The organism is Desertibaculum subflavum, assembly GCA_003576705.1.
Lineage (GTDB): Bacteria > Pseudomonadota > Alphaproteobacteria > Ferrovibrionales > Ferrovibrionaceae > Desertibaculum > Desertibaculum subflavum.
Window position 1 is genome coordinate 1 of the sequence record QOZS01000019.1, and the last position, 20,499, is coordinate 20,499.

General features: G+C 68.2%; 21 protein-coding genes. 8 read left to right on the forward strand and 13 right to left on the reverse strand.

Features of this window, described 5'->3' with window-relative positions:
* On the forward strand, positions 1-196 hold a 196-nt coding region (locus DT074_RS11845), incomplete at its 5' end, for a hypothetical protein (protein WP_162914842.1).
* Entirely contained in the window at positions 193-378 is a 186-nt protein-coding gene (locus DT074_RS11850; protein ID WP_119420065.1) for a DNA gyrase inhibitor YacG, read from the forward strand. The genes DT074_RS11845 and DT074_RS11850, both read left to right, overlap by 4 nt.
* Before the next feature lie 14 nt (positions 379-392).
* On the opposite strand, the gene DT074_RS11855 is transcribed toward DT074_RS11850, so the two are convergent.
* The 5 genes from DT074_RS11855 to DT074_RS11875 all read right to left on the reverse strand — a co-directional run bounded on the left by DT074_RS11855 (position 393) and on the right by DT074_RS11875 (position 6,008).
* Entirely contained in the window at positions 393-2,522 is a 2,130-nt protein-coding gene (locus tag DT074_RS11855) for a mechanosensitive ion channel family protein (protein ID WP_119420066.1), read from the reverse strand.
* 128 nt (positions 2,523-2,650) lie between these two features.
* Entirely contained in the window at positions 2,651-3,856 is a 1,206-nt protein-coding gene (locus DT074_RS11860) for an acetyl-CoA acetyltransferase (RefSeq protein WP_119420067.1), read from the reverse strand.
* A 16-nt stretch (positions 3,857-3,872) separates the two neighbouring features.
* Positions 3,873-5,333, reverse strand: coding sequence for a hydroxymethylglutaryl-CoA synthase family protein (locus tag DT074_RS11865; RefSeq protein WP_119420068.1), 1,461 nt, complete (start codon positions 5,331-5,333; stop codon positions 3,873-3,875).
* Positions 5,334-5,400: 67 nt separating this feature from the next.
* On the reverse strand, positions 5,401-5,763 hold the full coding sequence (locus DT074_RS11870; protein ID WP_162914843.1) for a DUF5615 family PIN-like protein: 363 nt from the start codon (positions 5,761-5,763) through the stop codon (positions 5,401-5,403).
* Positions 5,764-5,786: 23 nt separating this feature from the next.
* Entirely contained in the window at positions 5,787-6,008 is a 222-nt protein-coding gene (locus tag DT074_RS11875; RefSeq protein ID WP_119420070.1) for a DUF433 domain-containing protein, read from the reverse strand.
* A gap of 110 nt (positions 6,009-6,118) precedes the next feature.
* On the opposite strand from DT074_RS11875, the gene DT074_RS11880 reads away from it, so the two are divergent.
* The 4 genes from DT074_RS11880 to DT074_RS11895 all read left to right on the forward strand — a co-directional run bounded on the left by DT074_RS11880 (position 6,119) and on the right by DT074_RS11895 (position 9,754).
* Positions 6,119-7,315, forward strand: coding sequence for an acyl-CoA dehydrogenase family protein (locus DT074_RS11880; RefSeq protein WP_119420071.1), 1,197 nt, complete (start codon positions 6,119-6,121; stop codon positions 7,313-7,315).
* A 13-nt stretch (positions 7,316-7,328) separates the two neighbouring features.
* Positions 7,329-8,465, forward strand: a complete 1,137-nt coding sequence (locus tag DT074_RS11885; RefSeq protein WP_119420072.1) for an acyl-CoA dehydrogenase family protein — start codon at positions 7,329-7,331, stop codon at positions 8,463-8,465.
* Positions 8,466-8,550: 85 nt separating this feature from the next.
* Positions 8,551-8,766, forward strand: coding sequence for a hypothetical protein (locus DT074_RS11890; RefSeq protein ID WP_119420073.1), 216 nt, complete (start codon positions 8,551-8,553; stop codon positions 8,764-8,766).
* Positions 8,767-8,836: 70 nt separating this feature from the next.
* The gene (locus DT074_RS11895; RefSeq protein ID WP_368744624.1) at positions 8,837-9,754 is read left to right on the forward strand and encodes a metallophosphoesterase; all 918 of its coding nucleotides are present in this window, start codon (positions 8,837-8,839) and stop codon (positions 9,752-9,754) included.
* Here the strand turns inward: DT074_RS11895 and DT074_RS11900 are convergent.
* The 6 genes from DT074_RS11900 to DT074_RS11925 form a co-directional block, all read right to left on the reverse strand.
* Entirely contained in the window at positions 9,751-12,117 is a 2,367-nt protein-coding gene (locus tag DT074_RS11900; RefSeq protein ID WP_119420074.1) for an FtsK/SpoIIIE family DNA translocase, read from the reverse strand. The two genes, DT074_RS11895 and DT074_RS11900, sit on opposite strands and share 4 nt — an antisense overlap.
* A 10-nt stretch (positions 12,118-12,127) precedes the next feature.
* A complete protein-coding gene (locus DT074_RS11905) occupies positions 12,128-13,315 on the reverse strand; it encodes an aminotransferase class I/II-fold pyridoxal phosphate-dependent enzyme (protein ID WP_119420075.1) in 1,188 nt (395 codons plus the stop codon).
* Between the two features lie 83 nt (positions 13,316-13,398).
* Positions 13,399-14,145 (reverse strand): aspartate/glutamate racemase family protein, encoded by a 747-nt coding sequence (locus DT074_RS11910; RefSeq protein WP_119420076.1) that lies wholly within the window; start codon positions 14,143-14,145, stop codon positions 13,399-13,401.
* A gap of 33 nt (positions 14,146-14,178) precedes the next feature.
* Positions 14,179-15,168 (reverse strand): NAD(P)H-dependent flavin oxidoreductase, encoded by a 990-nt coding sequence (locus DT074_RS11915; protein WP_119420077.1) that lies wholly within the window; start codon positions 15,166-15,168, stop codon positions 14,179-14,181.
* Between the two features lie 82 nt (positions 15,169-15,250).
* On the reverse strand, positions 15,251-15,868 hold the full coding sequence (locus DT074_RS11920; RefSeq protein WP_119420078.1) for a 2-hydroxychromene-2-carboxylate isomerase: 618 nt from the start codon (positions 15,866-15,868) through the stop codon (positions 15,251-15,253).
* A 14-nt stretch (positions 15,869-15,882) separates the two neighbouring features.
* Positions 15,883-16,608, reverse strand: coding sequence for an SDR family oxidoreductase (locus DT074_RS11925; protein WP_119420079.1), 726 nt, complete (start codon positions 16,606-16,608; stop codon positions 15,883-15,885).
* An 88-nt stretch (positions 16,609-16,696) separates the two neighbouring features.
* On the opposite strand from DT074_RS11925, the gene DT074_RS11930 reads away from it, so the two are divergent.
* Positions 16,697-17,164 (forward strand): winged helix-turn-helix transcriptional regulator, encoded by a 468-nt coding sequence (locus tag DT074_RS11930; RefSeq protein ID WP_119420080.1) that lies wholly within the window; start codon positions 16,697-16,699, stop codon positions 17,162-17,164.
* Here DT074_RS11930 and DT074_RS11935 read toward each other — a convergent pair.
* On the reverse strand, positions 17,161-18,069 hold the full coding sequence (locus DT074_RS11935; RefSeq protein ID WP_119420081.1) for a polysaccharide deacetylase family protein: 909 nt from the start codon (positions 18,067-18,069) through the stop codon (positions 17,161-17,163). The two genes, DT074_RS11930 and DT074_RS11935, sit on opposite strands and share 4 nt — an antisense overlap.
* Positions 18,070-18,172: 103 nt before the next feature.
* Between DT074_RS11935 and DT074_RS11940 the strand changes: the two genes are divergently transcribed.
* Positions 18,173-19,624: a TrkH family potassium uptake protein gene (locus DT074_RS11940; RefSeq protein ID WP_119420082.1), complete on the forward strand. Its 1,452-nt coding sequence runs from the start codon at positions 18,173-18,175 to the stop codon at positions 19,622-19,624.
* Here the strand turns inward: DT074_RS11940 and DT074_RS11945 are convergent.
* The gene (locus DT074_RS11945; RefSeq protein ID WP_119420083.1) at positions 19,581-20,498 is read right to left on the reverse strand and encodes a DMT family transporter; all 918 of its coding nucleotides are present in this window, start codon (positions 20,496-20,498) and stop codon (positions 19,581-19,583) included. The two genes, DT074_RS11940 and DT074_RS11945, sit on opposite strands and share 44 nt — an antisense overlap.
* Position 20,499: the final 1 nt, after the last annotated feature.

Here is a 20,499-nt window from a genome sequence, read left to right on the forward strand (position 1 = left end):
CGTGGCCGCCGAGGCCGGCCGCCACCTCGCCCGCGCGATCGCGCGCGCTCCGGCCGGGCGCTGGTCGATCGCGGCGGCGCCGGACGTCGCGGCGCTGCTGGAGCCGGCCGCGCTGGCGGGCCGATTCGAGCTGCCGGTACAGGTGATCGTCGAGCCCGGGCGGCGGCGCGCTTCCTACGACATCGCCTCGACATGAGCGCCGCGACGCCGATCCGCCCGCCCCGGCCCTGCCCGGTCTGCCGCAAGCCGGCCGACCCCGCCTACCGACCGTTCTGCTCCAAGCGCTGCTCGGATATCGACCTGCACCGCTGGCTCACCGACCGGTACAAGATCGAGACGGACGAGCCGCCGGAGCCGGACGAGAGCGAGCGGGGCTGAAGCACCGGCGGCAGCTATGCCGCGGGCTTCGCCTCGGCGCCGTTGTTGGCGGCGGTGGCCGCCGCGGCCGCCAGGGCGCCGCCTGGCCCCTCCACAACCACGCGCGGATAGGCGAAGGCGATGCCGTTGTCGTCGAATGCCTGCTTGATGCGCTGGTGCACGATGCGGCGCAGCACGAACTGCTCGCGCGGCTTGCACTTGAACTTGACGCGCACGTTCAGCGCGGAATTGCCGAAGGCGACGACGCCCTGGCTCTTCAACGGCTCGAGGAACTTCCTCCCGTGCTCCGGATCCTTCAGGAGATCGAGGCCGGTGTTCTTGACCAGCTTGCGCACCTTGTCGATATCGGTGTCGTAGGGCACGCCGAACTCCATCTTGAAGATGGCCCAGTCGCGGTTGTAGTTGGTGATCGACTTCAGCTCGCCGAACGGCACCACATGGATGGCGCCGCGATGATGGCGCAGGATCAGCGAGCGGATCGAGATCTTCTCCACCTCGCCGCGGATATTGCCGAACTCGATGTACTCGCCGACGCGGATCGCGTCGTCGATCAGGAAAAAGATGCCGGCGACGATGTCGCGCACCAGGGTCTGGGCGCCGAAGCCGATGGCGAGGCCGACCACGCCGGCACCGGCGAGCAGCGGTCCGATATCCACGCCGAGATTGGAAAGCGCCGTCATGCCGACGATGGCGACCAGCGCGAACCATAGGAAAGTGCGCACCAGCGGCAGCAGGGTCTCGGCGCGGGTCGCCACCACGCCGCCGGCTTCCTCGGCGTCGCGCGTCGAATCCTGGACCGCGCGGATGCCGATCTTGCGGTCGATGGCGATGGTGATCGCCTGCCAGATCACCGTCGCCACCAGAAGCGTGGTGCCGACCGAGAGGCCGACATCCACCAGGCGCTGGCCGAACACCGCGCTGGCATTGGCACCGAGGCCGTCGACGACGAGCGACAGCACGGTCAGCGCCGCCACCAGGCGCAGCGAGATCACCATCCAGCGGTCGGAGCTGCGCGCGGCCGGGATCGCCGCCGATGCCTGCGGATCGAGCCCGGCCACGACGCCGCGCAGCAACCGCTCCACCGTCGGCAATACAATGAGGATGGCGGCCGCCAGCGCCATGTCGCGGGCGGCGTGGCTCCAGCCGATCAGCACGTCGACCGCCCAGGCGAGGAAGCCGACCACCAGCAGGCCGGCCAGCAGCACCGGCGCGACATGGGCGCGCGAAGTGCTTTCCTCGACCAGGAAGTCGCCGATGAAGGCGGCAACCAGCGCCACCATCACCATGGCGCCGGCCACCACGATGAACAGCTGGATCAGGACATCCGGCACGCCGATCAGGGCGAGGAAGCCCTGCATGACGACGATCACGGCGGCGCCGCCACCGAAGGCGACGAGGTGCTGCCTGAGCTCGGCGGCGGCCCGGTCGTCGGCGAAGGCAAGGCGCCGGGCCGGCGCGGCCGGCGCCAGCGCCGCATCGGCGAGCAGCGCCACGGCCCGCCACGCCACCACGATCAGCGCGAAGGCGACCACCATCTCGCGCAGCGGATCGAACCGGTCCAGGAAGACCAGCGACGCCGCATAGGCGACGATGGCAAAGGTCAGCAGCCGCAGCGTGCCGCCGGCGAGATGGAGGCCGGCGGCGGAAAGTCGCGCGCCATAACGCCCCTCCCCCGCGGCGGGCCGCGCGCCCCGCGCCAGCAGGCGAGCCACGCCATACTCGGCGCCGGCGCCGACAAGGAGCGTCGCGACCAGCACCAGCACGCCGCGCCCGAAGGCCGGCCAGCCCTGCAGGTCGGTCAGATTGTCGAAGGCATCGCCGAGCGTTTGCGGCGCGTCCGCGAGGGCGGCGATGATCTCGTCCTTGCGGTCGCGCAGCGCCTGCGAGGCATCGCGCAGCCGGCGCAGCATGGAGGTCGCCATGCCGTCGCCGGCCTGGGCGGGACGCGATGCGGCGTCCTGCTTCAGGCGGTCGATCAGGAGATCGCGCGCCTGGGCATCGGTCAGCGGCGCGACGAAGCCTTCCACGCCGGCCGGCGTCAGGCCCGAGGGAAGCGCCGGCGGCTTCGCCTCCTGCGCCGCCGCGCCGGCGGCCAGGACGAACAGCGCCACCACGCAACCGAGCGCGCGAGTCAGGTACGCCATGCTCCCCACCCGTCCAGGCAATCGGCGCGATTCTACCAGAGCCGCCGATACAGGAAGAGAGGGGCCAAAAGAAAAGCGCCCGCCGGTTGCCCGGCGGGCGCCTGTCACTTGACGACCGAAGGGGCCGATCAGGCGCCTTCAAGGCCGACGATGGCGACCGAGCAGACGTTCATGTTCGGCGCCCCGCCCAGGTTGTGGGTCATGCCGAAGACCGGCTGCTCCTTGCGCTGGCGGGCGCCGGCGCGGCCCTGCATCTGCAGGTACATCTCGTAGAGCATGCGCAGACCCGACGAGCCGATCGGATGGCCGAAGCACTTCAGCCCGCCGTCGATCTGGCACGGCAGCTTGCCGTCGTGATCGTAGAAGCCGTCGAGCACGTCCTTGATCGCGCCGCCTTCCGGCGAGATGTAGAGGTCTTCCATGGTGACCAGCTCGGTCACCGAGAAGCAGTCATGCACTTCCATCAGCGAGATCTGCTCGCGCGGGTTCTTGATCCCCGCTTCCTCGTAGGCGCGCTTGGCGGCGACGCGGGCGGTCATGAAATAGCTGCCGTCCCAGGAATTGTGCTGCGCCTCGATGCCGTTCGACACCGAGAGCTGCAGTGCCTTCACGGTGACGATGTTCTTCTTGCCCATCGACTTGGCGATCTCGGGCGTGGTGACGATGGCGCAGGCGGCGCCATCCGACACGCCGCAGCAATCGAACAGGCCGAGCGGCTCCGCCACCATCGGCGCGTTGAGCACCTGCTCCTCGGTGATCTTCGACTGCAGATGCGCCTTCGGGTTGCGCGAGCCGTTGTCGTGGCTCTTGACCGAGATATGCGCCATGGCGCGCTTCATGTCCTCGCGGCTGACGCCGTGCTTGGCACGATAGGCGGCGGCGAGCTGGGCGAAGTTGCCCGGCGCCGAGCCATTGGCGTTGACCATCGAGTTGAGCACGCCGCGGCCGCGCTGCGGCAGGCCGCCATAGCCGGTGTCCTTCAGCTTCTCGACGCCGAGCGCGAGCGCGATGTCAGCTGCGCCGGAGGCGACGGCATAGACCGCGCCGCGGAAGGCTTCCGAGCCGGAGGCGCAGTAGTTCTCGACCCGGGTCACCGGGATGTAGGGCAGGCGGAGTGCGACCGCGAGCGGCACGCCCGACTTGCCGACATGCACATCCTCGATCGCGGTCGAGAGCCAGGCGGCGTTGATCTGGTTCTTGTCGACGCCAGCGTCGGCGAGGCCTTCCTCGAACGCCTCGACCATCAGGTCTTCGGCTTCGCAATCCCACCGCTCGCCGAATTTCGAGCAGCCCATCCCGAGGATGGCAACTTTATCTCTGATGCCTTTGGCCATTTGGTTTTCCTCCTCGTCAGCCCGCCGATGCGCCGGCGGCCGGGGTTGCCTTCCAGAAATACTTGGTGAACCCGCGCGCCGGGTCGTATTCCTTCACCCGGAACACCATCCGCATCGGCATGCCCGCATCGACCTTGCCGACGTCCACATCGGTGAAGTCGGCCATCAGGCGGCCGCCATCCTCAAACTGGACCATGCCGTAATGCTGCGGCGGATCGGGGCTATAGGTCAACAGGTCAGCGGTATACGAAAGGATGCGGGCTGGCATGTCGGCGAAGGGCTGGTCTTCCTGGCTGTGCATGGCATTGCAGTTCGGGTTAACGCAGATCTTCGACTTCGGATACTGCAAGGTCCCGCACTTGGTGCACTTGCCGCCGAGCAGGCCGGTCAGCATGCCGCTCTTCCGGTAGAGGGTGGTGAGCGCGGTCTGCTTGTCGAGCTCGGCCCGCATGCCCTTTTCCTGGTCCACCACCTGGTTCCAGGCGATGAACTTGTTGTAGTTGGTCTCCGGCTTGCGGCGGGCCAGGAAGCCCTTGATGCCGAGCCGGGGCGCGAGCTTGGCGATCTCCGGCTTCACCTCGAACAGCAGGGCGTCGCAGCCCTGGCCGAAGCTCGCCACCACGATCTTGTCGCCGGGCTTGGCGTCCTGCAGCGTGTGCACCAGCATGACCAGCGGATGCGCCGTGCCGGCCTCGCCCATGGCCGAGGCCAAGTTGTCGCGCACCGCGCTGTCCGGCATGCCGAGCTTCTTGGCGATGCCGGCGGCGACGCGGGCGATGGTGCAGGGCAGGATGAAATGGGTGACGTCGGCGCCCTTCACCTTGGCCTTGTCGAGCAGCGCCTTGACGACGGGCGGCACGATCTTGTTGTAGCCCTCGTCGCGGATCCAGCGCTCTTCCCAGGTGTAGTCGTAGGGCCGGCCGTCGCCGCGGTAATGGTCGACGAAATCGACCGCCTTGCTCTCATGCGCGACCAGTTCGGCGATGCCCGGACCCTTGTCGAGCAGCAGCGCCGCGCCGCCGTCGCCGTAGGACAGTTCCTGCGGGCTCGCCGCCCGGGTGCGCCGCTTCTCGGCGGTGAGGAAGAGGAGCGGCCCGCCGCCCGCCGCCGCGGTGCGCGCCGCCGCGATCAGGCCGGAAGTGCCGGCGCGCTGCGACGAGGTGATGTCGAGCGTCTCCAGGTTGTCGCCGAGGTTGAGCGCCTCGGCGGCGACGCCGGAATTCAGGCGGTCCTGGAACGGCAGGGTGGTCGAGGCGAGGTAGACCGCCTTGAGCTGGCCGCGCTCGGCCGGCTGCAGGCAGTCGCGCGCGGCCTCGACGGCCATGGTGAGCGCGTCCTCGTCCCAGTTGCAGATCGCCCGTTCATCCTTGCCGCCGCCTTTCAGGGCGGCATTGGACCAGGCATTGGCTTCGACGATGGCCTTGCGGGCCAGGCGAAGACGGGGCACGTAGCCGCCGTAAGCGACGATACCGACCAAGGGTGCTCCTCCCGGAGAGCGTTGCTGGAATTTATCGGTCGGAAATACATCCCCGACCGGGGGGCCGTCAAACCGGCCCTATCGGCAGCCGCCGGAGCCGGTAACGATGCGGTTCAATGATGATCACGCAACCGGCCCGCAACGCGTCAGCCTCATCGCGGAGAACTGGCTCCAGGCGGTGGACGGTTCGGTCAGTGACCTGCTTTGGAAAGTGGCAAATGATGACGGACACCTGACTGCCGCCGCGTAGCGCGACAATCTCGCCGAAGTCGAAATCGGTGGTAACGACAACTCTGCTTTCGCGACTGGCGAGGTCAAAAAGCTCAGTATCTCGAGCACGTTCCAGGCCGAGCTCCAGTGGATGTACGGCGTCGTAGCCGGCTTGCCGCAACCAAGCGGCAACGCCCGCCGGAAGTCCCATATCGACCAAGAACCGTAGCGGAGGGGATGAGCTCAAGCCGTGTGGACTTCTTCACGCGCAAGGTAAGCGGCGTAGCCGAGCGCCTGGCGGATGTCTTCGGCATCGAGGACTGGGTATTCCTTGATGATCTCCGCAGCCGTCAGGCCATCGGCCACGAGGTCGACGATCGTGCTCACGGGCAAGCGCATGCCGCGAACGCAGGCGCGCCCGCCCATCACATCTCGGTCGAAGGTGATGCGATCAAATGCAGCCATGAGCGACAATATACCGCGCCGGACCCGCCCCGGAAACGCCCGCCTTCCACCGCTGGCGGATTTCTGACATACGCTCTGGCCAGAACGGGCCGCATCGGAGGAAATGCAGCATGGCCGAACTGGATGCCTTCCGGGCCGAGACCCGGGCCTGGCTGGACGCCAACTGCCCGCCTTCCATGCGGACGCCGATGCCCGAGGACGAGATCGCCTGGGGCGGGCGGAACGCAAAGTTCAAGAACCCGGACAGCAAGCTCTGGCTCGACCGGATGGCGGCGCGGGGCTGGACCGCGCCGACCTGGCCGAAACAATATGGCGGCGGCGGGCTCACGCGGCCCGAGGCCAAGGTGCTGGAGGAGGAGCTGCGCCGGATCAAGGCCCGGCCTGCGCTCTATTCCTTCGGGCTCTGGATGCTGGGGCCGGTGCTGCTGGAATACGCCAACGATCAGCAGAAGGCCGAGCACCTGCCGAAGATCGTGCGCGGCGAGATCCGCTGGTGCCAGGGCTACTCCGAGCCCGGCGCTGGCTCGGACCTGGCGAGCCTCAGGACCCGCGCCGAGGACAAGGGCGACCATTTCCTGATCAACGGCCAGAAGGTCTGGACCTCCTATGCCGACCAGGCCGACTGGATCTTCTGCCTGGTGCGCACCGACACCACGAAGAAGCACGAAGGCATCTCCTTCGTGCTGTTCGACATGAAATGGCCCGGCGTCGAGGCGCGGCCGATCAAGCTGATCTCCGGCTCGTCGCCGTTCTGCGAAACCTTCTTCACCGACGTGCAGGTGCCGAAGGCGAACCTGGTCGGCAAGCTGAACGGCGGCTGGGACATCGCCAAGCGGCTGCTGCAATACGAGCGGCAGAACATTTCTTCGTCCGGCTTCGGCAGCCTGGGCGGCGGCGCCGGGCTCGAGCTCGAGGACATCGCCAGGAAGTATGTCGGCGAGGAGAACGGCAGGATCGCCGACGCGGATCTGCGAAGCCGCATCGCCGCGCACCGGATGGAGGCCAAGGCCTTTGCCCTCACCGTGCGGCGGGTGGAGCAGGAGGCCAAGGCCGGCGGCGGTGTCGGGCCGGCCGCGTCGATCCTCAAATACATGGCGGCCAAGATCAACCAGGAGCGCTGCGAGCTGATGGTCGAGGCGATGGGCAACCGCGCGCTCGGCTGGGAGGGCGAGGGTTTCTCCAAGGGCGAGCTGCAGGCAACCCGGGCGTGGCTCCGCTCCAAGGGCAATTCGATCGAGGGCGGCACGTCCGAGATCAACCTGAACGTCGTGGCCAAGCGCGTGCTGGGCCTGCAGGACCATCAGTAGGAAAGAGCAAACCGTGGCCGTGCTGACCGAAGAACAGACCCTGCTGCGCGACGCCGCCAAGGCCTGGCTGCGCGCCAAGTCTCCCGTGGCGGCGCTGCGCAAATTGCGCGACAGCGGCAATGCCGACGGCTTCGACAAGGCGGCCTGGCGTGAGATCTGCGAGATGGGCTGGGCCGGCATTCTGATTCCGGAAGCGCTCGGCGGCTCCGATCTCGGCTATGCGAGCCTTGGCCTGGTGCTGGAAGAGACCGGACGGACGCTCACCGCCTCGCCGCTCGTCGCCAGCGCGCTCGCCGCCGCTTCCGCGCTGCTGCAGGGCGGCAGCGCGGCGCAACAGCAGGCCTGGCTGCCGAAGATCGCGAGCGGCGAGGCGATCGCGACCTTGGCCGTGGACGAGACGGCGCATCATGCGCCCGAGCGCATCGCCCTTGCCGCGGCGCGGAAGGGGGATGGCTGGGCGCTGACCGGCAGGAAGCTGTTCGTGCTGGATGGCGGCAGCGCCGATCTCGTCATCGTCGCGGCGCGCACATCGGGCAGGCCCGGCGAGCGGAACGGCGTCACCCTCTTCCTCGTGCCCGGCAATGCCACGGGCCTGACACGGCACAAGCTCGCGACCGTCGACAGCCGTGGCGTCGCCGATCTCGAATTCGCCGACATCACCGTCGGCAAGGATGCCGTCCTCGGCCCGGTCGATGGCGGTTTCGATATCCTGGAAGCGACGCTGGATCGCGCCCGCGCCGGACTCGCCGCCGAGATGCTCGGCACCGCGACGCAGGCTTTCGAGATCACCTTGGAATACCTGAAGACGCGCACCCAGTTCGGCCAGCTGATCGGCGCGTTCCAGGCGCTGCAGCACCGCGCCGCCAAGATGTTCACCGAGATCGAACTGGCGCGTTCCTGCGTCGAGGCGGCATTGGCCGCCATCGACTCCCGGGCGAACGATGTGCCCGCCCTCGCCTCGCTCGCCAAGGCCAAGGCGGGCGATGCGCTGCACCTCCTGTCCAACGAGTTCGTGCAGATGCATGGCGGCATCGGCATGACCGACGCGCACGATGCCGGCCTCTACCTCAAGCGGGCGCGGGCGGCGGAGGCGGCTTTCGGCGGCTCGTCCTACCACCGCGACCGCTATGCCAGGCTGGCGGGGTATTGACCGCGCCGCCTGATTGCATGCGAGAATGGGGCGCGCCCCTGGGGGAATCTGTCGTCAACGCTTCGCCGGCCTGGAGAGGTGCCCCATGAACAAGCTCGCAACCGACGCCAAGAAGGTCACCCGCGTGCTGGCCGGCAAGACGGTGAAGGCCGTCCGGCGCCACCGCACCACCGAGCTGCTGATCCTGTTCACCGACGGCACCCGACTTGTGGTCGATCACACGACGGAGGGGCTGGAACTGACCATGGCCAACGAATCCGACGGCGGGATCGAGCCGCCGTCGACCGCGACCCGGCATTGATCGAGGCGGTGCCGGCGGGGCCATACCTGGAGCCAGCGACATAGCCGACGATCCGGACCAGCTCGCGGACTTGGAGCGTCGCATCGGGCCGTCGCACCTGCGCGACCGGTTGCGCCTCGAACAGGCGCATGAGGCGCGCGTCGGCCAGCGGAGGGGCCTGCACCATGTGGAGAACTGGCGGCTGGTGCGGCTGCTCATCAACAGCGGGCTGCGTGTCACCGGGCTGCACGGCCGCGGCCGCCGCAATGCGCTGAACGTCCAGGTCACGCGCCATGCCGTGCCGCTGAAGCACCTGCCCGCGTCCTTCCACGGATTCACGCTGCTGCATCTGAGCGACCTGCATCTCGCCTCGGGCGCGGCCGGGATCGAGGCGATGGTCGAGGCGGTGCGGCCGCTCGACTACGACCTGTGCGTCCTGACCGGCGATTACCGCTTCCGCACCTACGGACCGAGCGACGCGACGCTGGCGGAGCTTGAGCGGCTGCGCGCGGCGCTGAAGACGCCGGCCTATGCGGTGCTCGGCAACCACGACAGCATCCGCATGGTGCCGGCGATGGAGGCCATGGGGTATCGGCTGCTGCTGAACGAGCACGTGCCGATCCGCCGTGGGGACGACGCCGTCCATCTTGCCGGGATTGACGACGCCTATTTCTACGATCTCGCCGATTTCCGCCGCGCCGCCGGCGCGATCCCGCCGGACGCGACCTCGATATTGCTGTCGCACACGCCCGAGACCTACCGCGACGCCGCGGCGGCGGATTTCGACCTGATGCTGTGCGGCCACACGCATGGCGGCCAGATCTGCCTGCCCGGCGGCGTGCCGGTGCTGACCCATGCGCCGAGCCCGCGCCGCTTCGCGCGCGGCAGCTGGCGCTATGACCAGCTGATCGGCTACACCTCGCGCGGCACCGGCAACTCGCTGGTCGATATCCGCTTCAACTGCCCGCCCGAAGTGACCCTGCACCAGCTGGAGCGGACCGCGGCTTAATTCTCGCGGTCGTCGATGTCGCGGGCGAGGACTTCGCGCTTGCCGACATGGTTGGCGCGGCCGACCACGCCTTCGGCCTCCATGCGCTCGACGATGCGGGCGGCGCGGTTGTAGCCGATCTGCAGATAGCGCTGGATGAAGCTGGTGGAGCACTTGCGCTCGCGCGTGACCAGCGCGACGGCGCGGTCGTACAGTTCGTCCACCTCGCCGCCCTCGGCGCCGCCGATCGCGCCCGGACCGTCGCCGCCGTCGATATCGGCGGTGACCGCCTCGAGGTATTCCGGCTCGCCCTGCGCCTTGAGATAGGCGACCACCTGCTCGACCTCGGTGTCCGAGACGAACGGGCCGTGCACGCGCTGCAGGCGGCCGGCGCCCGGCATGTAGAGCATGTCGCCCATGCCGAGCAGCTGCTCGGCCCCCTGCTCGCCCAGGATGGTGCGGCTGTCGATCTTGGAGGTGACCTGAAAGCTGATCCGGGTCGGGAAGTTCGCCTTGATGGTGCCGGTGATGACGTCGACCGACGGGCGCTGGGTCGCCATGATCAGGTGCAGGCCGGCGGCGCGCGCCATCTGGGCGAGCCGCTGCACCGAGGCCTCGATATCCTTGCCGGCCACCAGCATGAGGTCGGCCAGCTCGTCGACGATCACCACGATGAACGGCAGCGGATCGAGCGAGAGCGGCTTGTCCTCGAAGACCGGCTTGCCGGTCTCGAGGTCGAATCCGGTCTGCACCGTGCGCGAGAGCTGCTCGTTCTTCGCCCGCGCCTCGGCCAGGCGCTGGTTGTAGCTGCCGATATTGCGCACGCCGAGTTCGGACATCTTGCGATAGCGATCCTCCATCTCGCGCACCGCCCATTTCAGCGCGACGATGGCCTTGCCTGGCTCCGTCACCACCGGCGCCAGCAGATGCGGGATGCCGTCATAGACCGACAGTTCCAGCATCTTCGGATCGATCATGATCAGGCGGCATTCCTCCGGCGACAGCCGGTAGAGCAGCGACAGGATCATCGTGTTGATGGCGACCGACTTGCCGGAGCCGGTGGTGCCCGCGACCAGGAGATGCGGCATGCGCGACAGGTCGGCCACCACCGGCCCGCCGCCGATATCCTTGCCAAGGGCGAGCGGCAGCGCGACCGGCGCCTTCTCGTAGGCCTCGGCGGTGAGCAGCTCGCGCAGATAGACCGTCTCGCGCCGGGCGTTGGGCAGCTCGATGCCGATGGCGTTGCGGCCCGGCACCACGGCGATGCGGGCCGAGACCGAGCTCATCGAGCGCGCGATGTCGTCGGAGAGGCCGATGACGCGGGACGACTTGGTGCCGGGCGCCGGCTCGAGCTCGTAGAGCGTCACCACCGGGCCCGGACGCACCTTGGTGATCTCGCCGTTGACGCCGAAATCCTCGAGCGTCGATTCGAGCAGGCGCGCGTTCTGCTCCAGCGCCTCCTCGTTCACCTGCTCGCTGCGCTGCGCCGGCACGGCGGCGAGCAAGGTCATCGGCGGCAGCTGGTAGCTGCCGGCGACCGCCAGGTCGAGCTTGCCCTGCGAGGCGCGCGGCTGCCGCTGCTGCTTCTCGACCCTGGGCTTGGCGAGCCGCCGGACCACGGCCGGCAGCGACTCCAGCACGTCGTCCTCGTCTTCCTCGTCGTCCTCGACGACCGGTTTCTTCGGCTTGAGGCGGGGCTCGGCCCGGCGCGCGGCTTTCGGCGCCTCGAAGGCCTCCTCATCGTCATCGGCGCGATGGCGGGCAAGCCTGTTCCCGATCCAGCGCCAGCCCGCGGCGAGGCCTGCGCCAAGCTCGGCCGGCCGCACGCCGATCGCGGCGCCCGCGGCAACGATCGCCAGCGGCAGCAGGAACAGGCCGATCAGCGCCGGGCCGACCGCGAGGCCGATATTGTGCAACAGCGGCAGCAGGGCGCTGCGCGTCACCAATGCGCCGGCGACACCGCCGAACCCCGCCGGCAGACGGTTCGGATCGACACTGGAAAAGCCCGCCGCCGTGGCCGCGAGCAGCAGGACGGCGAGCGGGAGCAGCGCCACCTGGTACCAGCGCACGCCGCGATGCGAGACGACGCGCCAGGCCCAGCCGGCCAGCACCAGAACCACCGCCGCCGCGCCGATGCCGAGCGTCTGCAGCGCGATATCCGCGATGAAGGCCCCGGGCCGGCCGAGCGCGTTGCCGGCCGCCGCCGAGGTGGCGTTGTTGAGCGAGGGATCGTCGGGAGAATAGGTCGCCAGCAGCAGCGCCAGCAGGCCGGCAAGCAGGAACACGCCGATGCCGCCGAGCTCCACCAGCCGGCGGCGCAGGAACACCTTGAGGTTGTCGGGCAGGAAGACCAGCCGACGTGTCGCGGTGGAGCGTTGCGCCATGCCTTGCCCTCTATCCCAAAGTGTCGCGGATGCGGGTCAGCGCCTGTTCCGTCGTCGCCAGGTCGTTGACCAGGGCGACGCGGAGATAGGGCTTGCCGATGGTCCCGTCATCGGCCTTGGCGAGATAGGCGCCGGGCAGCACGGTCACCGCCGCCTCGGCATAGAGCTTGCGCGCCGCCTTCTCGCTGTCGCCGGCATCGAGCCAGAGGAAGAAGCCGCCGGCCGGCTTGTAGAAGCCGAGCCGGTTGCCGAGCAGCCGCTCCGCCATGGCGAACTTGCGCCGGTAGAGATCGCGGTTGGCCTCGGCATGGCTGTCTTCGTTCCACAGCGCCGTGCCGGCATGCAGGATCGGGAACGGGATGGTCGGCCCGCCATAGTTGCGCACGCGGCCGAAGGCGGCGATCACCTTCGGGTCGCCGGCGACGAAGCCGATGCGCAGGCCCGGCACGCTGGACCGCTTCGACAGCGAGTGGAAGCAGACCAGGTTGTCGAGCCGGCCGTCGAGCTGCATCGCGGCTTCGAGCCCGCCGGAGGGCGGCTTGTCGGAATAGATCTCGGCATAGCATTCGTCGAGGATCAGCACGAAGTCGTGCTTGCGGGCGAGCGCCAGCAGGCCGGTCAGATAGTCGAGATCGGCGACGGTGCCTTGCGGGTTGGACGGCGTGCAGAGATAGAAGGCCGCCATGCGGTCGAGCTGCGACGGCGTCAGCCCAGTATAGTCGGGCATGAAGTTGTTCTCGCGCCGGGCCGGCAGCAGCAGCAGCTCCGCCCCCGCCAGCACGCCGGCGCCGGCATAGACCTGGTAGAACGGGTCAGGCATGGCGACGATCGGGGTGCCGCCGCCCTTCCGGGTCGGCACCACGGCCTGGGCCATCATGAACAGCCCCTCCTTGGTGCCGGACAGCGCCACCACATGCTTCTCGGCATCGAGCAGGCCCGCCGGCAGCTTGTAGCGCCGACCGAGCCAGTTCACGGCCGCCTGGCGGTATTCCGGCGTACCCAGGATCGGCGGGTATTTGCCGTATTCCGGCAGGTGCTTGGCCAGGATCTCGCCCACGAAACCCGGGAAGGGATGGTTCGGCTCGCCGATCGACATGGTGATCGGCGCGAGCCCGGCGGGCGGGGCAACCCCGGCGAGGAGTTCGCGGAGGCGCTGGAAGGGATAGTCCTTCAGGGCCTCCAGCCGATCGTTCAGCATGCCTGGGTGGTCCGCCTAAGTCTGATGAATCTATGTGCGAATCGACCTTAGGCGCGCGCGAATCGCGGTTCAAGCGGGGAGGATTACCGGGGCGCTGGCGGGAACAGCCTGGAAAATGTCGCGGGCAGGCCGACCAGATCCCGCGGCGGCGGCGCGGCGAAGGAACCCGCCGCGGGCTTGGGCAGGCCGAGACGCACCAGCCCTTCCGCCAGCACGGCGGCGGCGGCGATGCCGTCGACCAGCGGCACTGGCAGGCGGGCCTGGATGCGCGGGACGAGGCCGGCCAGGGCAGCGCCGGCGAGGATGACCGTCTCCAAGCTCTCGCGTTCGATCGCCGCGCCGAGCAGTGCGACCACGCGGTCGATCAGCGGGTCGGGGTCGAGATAGTCCTGCGGCGTCATGTCGAGCACGGGGTAGGCGATCACGCGCTCCGCCAGCCCGGTCCGTGCCACCGTCTCGCGGTAGATGCCGACCGAGCGGGCGCCGGGCGACAGGAAGCCGATCCGGCTGCCCTGCATGGCGGCGACGTACAGCGCGGCCTCGGTCATGCCGACCACCGGGAAGGGCGCCGCCTCGCGCATGGCGTCGAGTGCGGTGTCGAAGGAGACGGCGTTGATCGCGGCGTCGGCGCCGGCCATGTGTTCGCCGAGCAGCTCCAGCATGCCGCGGGCGGCGATGGCGTTCTCGGTCCGGGTGCCAATGATGCGCGGGCCGGACTTCGCGGTCAGCGGCACGATCTCGGTGCCCGGCGCCGCCACGGCGCGCGCGGCCGCGGCGCAACGCTCGGTAATCGCCGCGGTCGTATTGCCGTTGATCAGCAGGATGCGCATGGCCGCCCTTATATCGCGGCGGTCGCGCCGCTCCTACTCCGCCGCCGCGGCGAAGCGCCGCTGGGCCGCCAGCTCGGCGAGCGCGGCGTCGTATTCCTGCGCGAGCCGTGCCACCAGCTCGGCCGCGCCGATCACCCGCTTGACCGCGCCGACACCCTGGCCGGCGCCCCAGATGTCGCGCCAGGCCTTGGCCTTGCTCGACCCGCCGGAGCCGAAATTCATCTTCGAGGGATCGGATTGCGGCAGGTTCTCGGGGTCGAGCCCGGCGCGGACGATCGAGGTGCGCAGATAGTTGCCGTGCACGCCGGTGAACAGGTTGGTGTAGACGATGTCGGCGGCGGCGCTCTCGACGATCATCTGCTTGTAGCCCTGATCCGCGTTCGCCTCGGTGGTGGCGATGAAGGCGGAGCCGATATAGGCGAGATCGGCGCCCATCGCCTGCGCCGCCAGCACGCCGCGGCCGGTGGCGATGGCGCCAGACAGCACCAGCGGCCCGTCGAACCATTCCCGGATGTCGTGGATCAGCGCGATCGGCGAGATGGTGCCGGCATGGCCGCCGGCGCCGGCCGCGACGGCGATCAGCCCGTCGGCGCCCTTGTCGATCGCCTTCCGGGCGAAGGTGTTGTTGATGATGTCGTGCAGCACGATGCCGCCATAGGAATGGATCGCCTGGTTGAGATCCTCGCGCGCGCCGAGCGAGGTGATGACGATCGGCACCTTGTACTTCACGCAGAGATCGACATCGTGCTGCAGTCGGTCGTTCGACTTGTGCACGATCTGGTTCACGGCGAAAGGCGCCGAGGGCGCGTCCGGGTGCTGGCGGTCGTAGTCGGCGAGCTCGGTGGAGATGCGCTGCAGCCATTGCTCCAGCACTTCGGCCGGGCGCGCGTTCAGCGCCGGGAAGCTGCCGACGATGCCGGCCTTGCACTGCGCGATGACGAGATCGGGCACCGAGATGATGAACAGCGGCGACCCGATCACCGGCAGGCGAAGCCGGTCGCGCAGGATGGCTGGCAGGCTCATTTTCACTCCCCAGACTGTAGATGCGGGATATTACACGTATCGAATCGCATGTCAGCGGACGCGATTATCGATAGGGCGCGGATCAGGCTGCCTTCTTCTGCGCCTGGATCTCTTCTTCCACGTCGCGCAGCCTGTCCTTGCCGAAGAAGATCTCGGTGCCGACGAAGAAGGTCGGGCTGCCGAAGGTGCCGCGCGCGACCGAGGCCTCGGTATTGGCGAGCAGCTTGTCCTTCACCGCCTGGTCCTGGATGCGAGCGAGCGTTTGGGCGCCGTCGAGGCCGGCCTTGTCGAGCGCGGCGCGGATCACCTCCGCATCGTCCATCTTCAACCCGTCCTCCCACATATGGGCGAACACGGCGTCGACGTATTTCGCAAGGTTGCCGTCCATCTCGGCGGCCACGGCACCGCGCATGATCTGCACCGTGTTGACCGGGAAGTTCGGGTTCATCCTGAAGCGGGTGAGCCCGTGCTTCCGGATGAAGCGCTCCATCTCCAGGCGCTGATATTCCGGCTTGTTCTTGATGCCCTTGAACTGGACCATCGGCGGCTGGTTGTTGGTCAGCTTGAATACGCCGCCGAGCAAGACGGGCAGGTAGTCGAACTTCGCGCCGGTGCGTTGCTCGATCCCCGGGATCACCTTGTGGCTGAAATAGGAATTCGGGCTGCCGAAATCGAAGTGGAACTCGACCTTCGGGGTCATGGTCTCTCCTCCCTTCAGAATGGCTCCATCCACGGGCGCAGATCCATCTCGTGCGTCCAGGCGCTGCGCGGCTGGCGGTGGATCTGCCAGTAGGCTTCGGCGATGTGGTCCGGATTGAGGATGCCGTCGCTCTGCTTGAGCTTGTAGCGCTCCGGGAAGTTCTTCCGGATCCAGGCGGTGTCGATGGCGCCGTCGATGATGGTGTGCGCGACATGGATGCCGGCGGGGCCGAGCTCACGCGCCATGCTCTGCGCCACCGCGCGCAGACCGTGCTTGGCGGCGGCGAAGGCCGAGTAGCCGTCGCGGCCGCGGATGCTGGCGGTGGCACCGGTGAACAGGATGGTGCCCTGCCCGCGCGGCACCATCACGCGCGCCGCCTCGCGGCCCATCAGGAAGCCCGAGAAGCAGGCCATCTCCCACACCTTGGAGAATACCCGCGCGGTAGTTTCGCGGATCGGAAAGCGCACATTGGCGCCGATGTTGAACACGGCGACCTCGATCGGGCCGATCTCGCGCTCGATCTGGTCCACCATGGCGACGGTCTCATCTTCCTTGCGCGCATCGGTGCCGAAGGCGCGCGCACGGCCGCCTTCCTGCTCGATGCGGGCGACCAGTGGCGCGAGCTTGTCGGCATGCCGGCGGGTGACGCAGGCGACATAGCCCTCGCGCGCGAAGCGCCGGGCGATGGCGCCGCCGGTGGCGTCGCCGGCGCCGATCACCAGCGCGACTTTCTCGGCCATGCGCTTCCTCCTCGTCGTGGGTTCCAATTTGGAACTTGCTTCAGGGTGCGTTCCAATTTAGAACTTGTCAAGCACGCGGAGCGTTCGGATGCGCTGGGACGAACTCGACAAGGAAGCCTGCTCGGTGGCCCGCACCGTCTCGGTGATCGGCGACCGCTGGACCCTGCTGGTGCTGCGCGAATGCTTCCTGCGCGTGCGCCGGTTCGAGGAATTCCAGACCCGCCTCGGCATCACCCGCCATTTGCTGGCCGACCGACTGCGCAAGCTGGTCAAGGCCGGCGTGCTGCAGAAGGTCGCCTATCAGGATCGGCCGAAGCGCTACGAATACCGGCTCACCGATCGCGGCCTCGACCTGCACCCGCTGATGATGGCGATCGTGCATTGGGGCGACACGCACATGGCCGGCAGGCGCGGCCGCCCGCTGCTGCACCGGCACAAGGCCTGCGGCCAGGATTTCGATCCCGTCACCGTCTGCTCGCAATGCGGCGAACCGGTGGACGCCCGCGGCGTGCACGTGCATCCCGGCCCCGGCGCACCGCGGATGGCGCGCGCTTAAGCGGGCGGATGCGTGGCGAGCCAGTGGCGCGCGATCTCGTCGCGCCGGGCGAACCAGACGCCGCCTTTGTCCCGCAGATGCTTCAGCACGCGATCAAGACCGCCGATGCGCCCCGGTCGGCCGATCATGCGCAGGTGCAGGCCGATCGACAGCATGCGCGGCCGATCGGCGCCCTCGGTCCATAGCCAGTCGGCGGCGTCGATGACGTATTCGGCGAAATCGGCCGCGGTGACGAAGCGCTGCATGCCCTGGTGGAAATGCATGTCGTTGGTGTCGAAGCTGTAGGGCAGCACGAGATGCGGCCGGCCGCCGACATCGACGTAATGCGGCAGGTCGTCGCCATAGGCGTCGCTGTCGTAGAGGAAGTGGCCCCGCTCGACCAGGATGCGGCGGGTGTTGGGCGAGGCGGCCGAACGGGTGTGCCAGCCGACCGGCTTCGCGCCAGAGGCACGCTCGATCGCGTCGACGGCTTTCGAGATGGCTTCGCGCTCCGCCGCCTCGTCCATCTTCGCGTGGCTCTCCCAGCGCCAGCCATGCGCCGAGATCTCGTGGCCGCGCTTCACGCCCTCCTCGGCGAGCCAGGGCGACAGCGCCACGGCGCGGCCGCAGGTGTTGAAAGTCGACGGCACGCCATGCGCCTCCAGCACGCGCAGCACGCGCCAGAAACCGGCGCGGGTGCCGTATTCGAAATGCGTCTCCATGCACGGATCGGGCACGCCGGTGACCTCGTCGGTCACCTCGTAGGTGCGCTCGTTGCGCTCGTCGCCGGCGGTGAGGGAGAGCTCGGCCCCCTCCTCCACATTCACCACCACCGACACGGCGAGCCTCGCGCCGCCCGGCCAGCGGGCATGCGGCGGCACCGCCCCATAGCCCCGGAAGTCGCGTGGCATCCCCTTGATCGACATGGCTCTTTCCCCGTTGCGTCGACGCGACCCTAGCGAATGGCGGCAAGCACGGCCAACGCCGCCGGCATTGCGGTGCACGCAAACTTCCTCTATCGAGCGCGGCATGCTCGGGTTCCTGAAGCCGGTCCTTTATGTCGTCGGCCTGTTCCTTACCGGCCTCGGCGCCATGATGTTGATTCCCGGCCTCGTCGATGTCGCCAAGGGCGACCCCGACGCGGAAGTGTTCTTCGTCTCCGCCGCCATCACCATCTTCCTCGGCTCGATGTTCGCCATCACCAACCGGGGCGATGCCTCGCGGATCGAGCCGCGCCAGGCTTTCGTGCTGACCACCACGGCGTGGGTCGTGACGCCGCTGTTTGGGGCGCTGCCGTTCGCCTTCTCGAGCCTGGAGATGTCGTTCGCGGATTCGTACTTCGAGGCGATGTCGGGCCTGACCACGACGGGGGCCACTGTCATCGTCGGGTTGGACAATGCGCCGGACGGCATCATCGTCTGGCGTGCCCTGCTGCATGGCATCGGCGGGCTCGGCATCGTCGTCATGGGCGTGCTGATCCTGCCCTTCCTCAAGGTCGGTGGCGCGCAGCTGTTCCGCGCCGAGAGCTCCGACAAGTCGGAGCGGCCCTTCCCGCGCTTTACCCAGGTGGTGGCAGCGATCAGCGTGGTCTACCTCGCGCTTCTACTGATCTGCGCCGCCGCCCTGTGGCTTGCAGGCATGAGCCCGTTCGACGCACTGCTGCATTCCCTCGCCACCATTTCGACCGGCGGCTTTTCCACGCGCGACGCCTCAGTCGGTTTCTACCAGAGCTATTGGATCCATTGGATCATCGTGGTGTTCATGGCGCTCGGCGGCATGCCGCTGACTTGGCATGTCCGCGTACTGCGCGAAGGCCGCCGCGCATTGTTCGCCGACAACCAGGTATGGGTCTTTTTGACCATCGTCGGCGGTGCCAGCCTGCTCACCGCCTTGTGGCTTTGGGCGACCTCGCCGACGCCGGCCTTCCAGGCGCTGACGCTGGCGACGTTCAATGTCATGTCGATCACGACAACGACCGGATTCGTCACTGCCGACTACGCGACATGGGGGACGTTTCCGATCGTCATGTTCTTCCTGCTCGGCTTTGTCGGCGGCTGCAGCGGCTCCACCTCCGGTTCAATCAAAGTGTTCCGCTGGGAACTGTTCTTCGGCGGCCTCAGGCGCCTTGCCATCCAGAACATTCAGCCGAACCGCGTGCTACCGCTCTATTACAATGCGCGGCGCGTGGCACCGGACACCATCTTCTCGGTGTTCAGCTTCATCCTCCTGTTCCTGGTAACCTTCGGCGCCGTCACACTGGCCGGTGCGGCACTCGGCCTCGATTTCGTGACCGCGGCGAGCGGCGCCATCGCGACCATGGGCAATGTCGGCCCTGGCTTGGGCGAGATCATCGGCCCGGCCGGCAACTACAAGCCGCTCTCCGACGAAGTGAAATGGCTGTTCTCGCTGGCGATGATGCTCGGCCGGCTGGAACTGCTCACCGTCCTGGTGCTGCTGTTCCCGGATTTCTGGCGGACCTGACGCGGCGCGTCTCCAGCACCGCGATCGCGATGCCGGAGGCGACGATCACCGCGGCGCCGATCCAGGTCCAGGCATCCGGGAAGTGGCCGAACATCAGATAGCCCAGCGCCGCGGCGCCGAGCAGCTGGACATAGTTGAAGTTGGACACGACCGAGGCCTGGCCCCAATAGAGCGCGCGGGCCACGCAATAATGGCCGAGCCCGCCGAGCAATCCGGTCGAGACGAAGAGCGCGAAGTGCCACAGGCTTTCCGGCGTGCGCCAGTGGAGCGGCACCAGCAGGGTCATCAGCAAAGTGGCGACAAGCGCGCTGTAGGTGACCGTGGTCTCCGGCGCATCGACGCCCGCCACCTTGCGGGTGAAGATCTGGTAGAGCGCATAGCAGGTGGCGCTGCCGACCACCAGGAACGAGGCCCAGTGCGCCACGTCGCCGCCCGGCCGCACCACGATCAGCATGCCGGCGAAGCCGGCGACGACGCAGGCCCAGCGCGCGAAGCCGACCCGCTCGCCCAGCATCGGGCCGGACAGCGCCACGATGATGAACGGCGCGGTGAAGGTGATCGACGTCGCGTCCGCCAGCGAGATCATCGAGATGGCGAAGAAGAAGCAGGCGGTCGAGGCGAGCAGCAGAAACGAGCGCGTGAGCTGGATCTTCGGGAAGCCGGTGCGGAACAGCCGCCAGCCCATCGACGGCGCGAACAGCGCGATGACGAAGAGGAAATGACCGAGGCTGCGGGCCCAGATCGTCTCCACCACCGGATAGAACTGCGTCAGGTATTTGACGGTCGCGTTCATGACCGGGAACACGGTCGCCGCCGCGGTCATGAACGCGATGCCCTTCAAGGTGTGCGCCGGCGTGGGTGCCGGCCGCTCCACC

Coding starts and splice junctions, on each gene's coding strand:
- DT074_RS11905 (WP_119420075.1), bottom strand. CDS start 13,315: ATGCTGAACGATCGGCTGGAGGCCCTGAAGGACTATCCCTTCCAGCGC.
- DT074_RS11915 (WP_119420077.1), bottom strand. CDS start 15,168: ATGAGCCTGCCAGCCATCCTGCGCGACCGGCTTCGCCTGCCGGTGATC.
- DT074_RS11890 (WP_119420073.1), top strand. CDS start 8,551: ATGAACAAGCTCGCAACCGACGCCAAGAAGGTCACCCGCGTGCTGGCC.
- DT074_RS11935 (WP_119420081.1), bottom strand. CDS start 18,069: ATGTCGATCAAGGGGATGCCACGCGACTTCCGGGGCTATGGGGCGGTG.
- DT074_RS11910 (WP_119420076.1), bottom strand. CDS start 14,145: ATGCGCATCCTGCTGATCAACGGCAATACGACCGCGGCGATTACCGAG.
- DT074_RS11880 (WP_119420071.1), top strand. CDS start 6,119: ATGGCCGAACTGGATGCCTTCCGGGCCGAGACCCGGGCCTGGCTGGAC.
- DT074_RS11900 (WP_119420074.1), bottom strand. CDS start 12,117: ATGGCGCAACGCTCCACCGCGACACGTCGGCTGGTCTTCCTGCCCGAC.
- DT074_RS11855 (WP_119420066.1), bottom strand. CDS start 2,522: ATGGCGTACCTGACTCGCGCGCTCGGTTGCGTGGTGGCGCTGTTCGTC.
- DT074_RS11850 (WP_119420065.1), top strand. CDS start 193: ATGAGCGCCGCGACGCCGATCCGCCCGCCCCGGCCCTGCCCGGTCTGC.
- DT074_RS11860 (WP_119420067.1), bottom strand. CDS start 3,856: ATGGCCAAAGGCATCAGAGATAAAGTTGCCATCCTCGGGATGGGCTGC.
- DT074_RS11940 (WP_119420082.1), top strand. CDS start 18,173: ATGCTCGGGTTCCTGAAGCCGGTCCTTTATGTCGTCGGCCTGTTCCTT.
- DT074_RS11930 (WP_119420080.1), top strand. CDS start 16,697: ATGCGCTGGGACGAACTCGACAAGGAAGCCTGCTCGGTGGCCCGCACC.
- DT074_RS11875 (WP_119420070.1), bottom strand. CDS start 6,008: ATGGCTGCATTTGATCGCATCACCTTCGACCGAGATGTGATGGGCGGG.
- DT074_RS11920 (WP_119420078.1), bottom strand. CDS start 15,868: ATGACCCCGAAGGTCGAGTTCCACTTCGATTTCGGCAGCCCGAATTCC.
- DT074_RS11925 (WP_119420079.1), bottom strand. CDS start 16,608: ATGGCCGAGAAAGTCGCGCTGGTGATCGGCGCCGGCGACGCCACCGGC.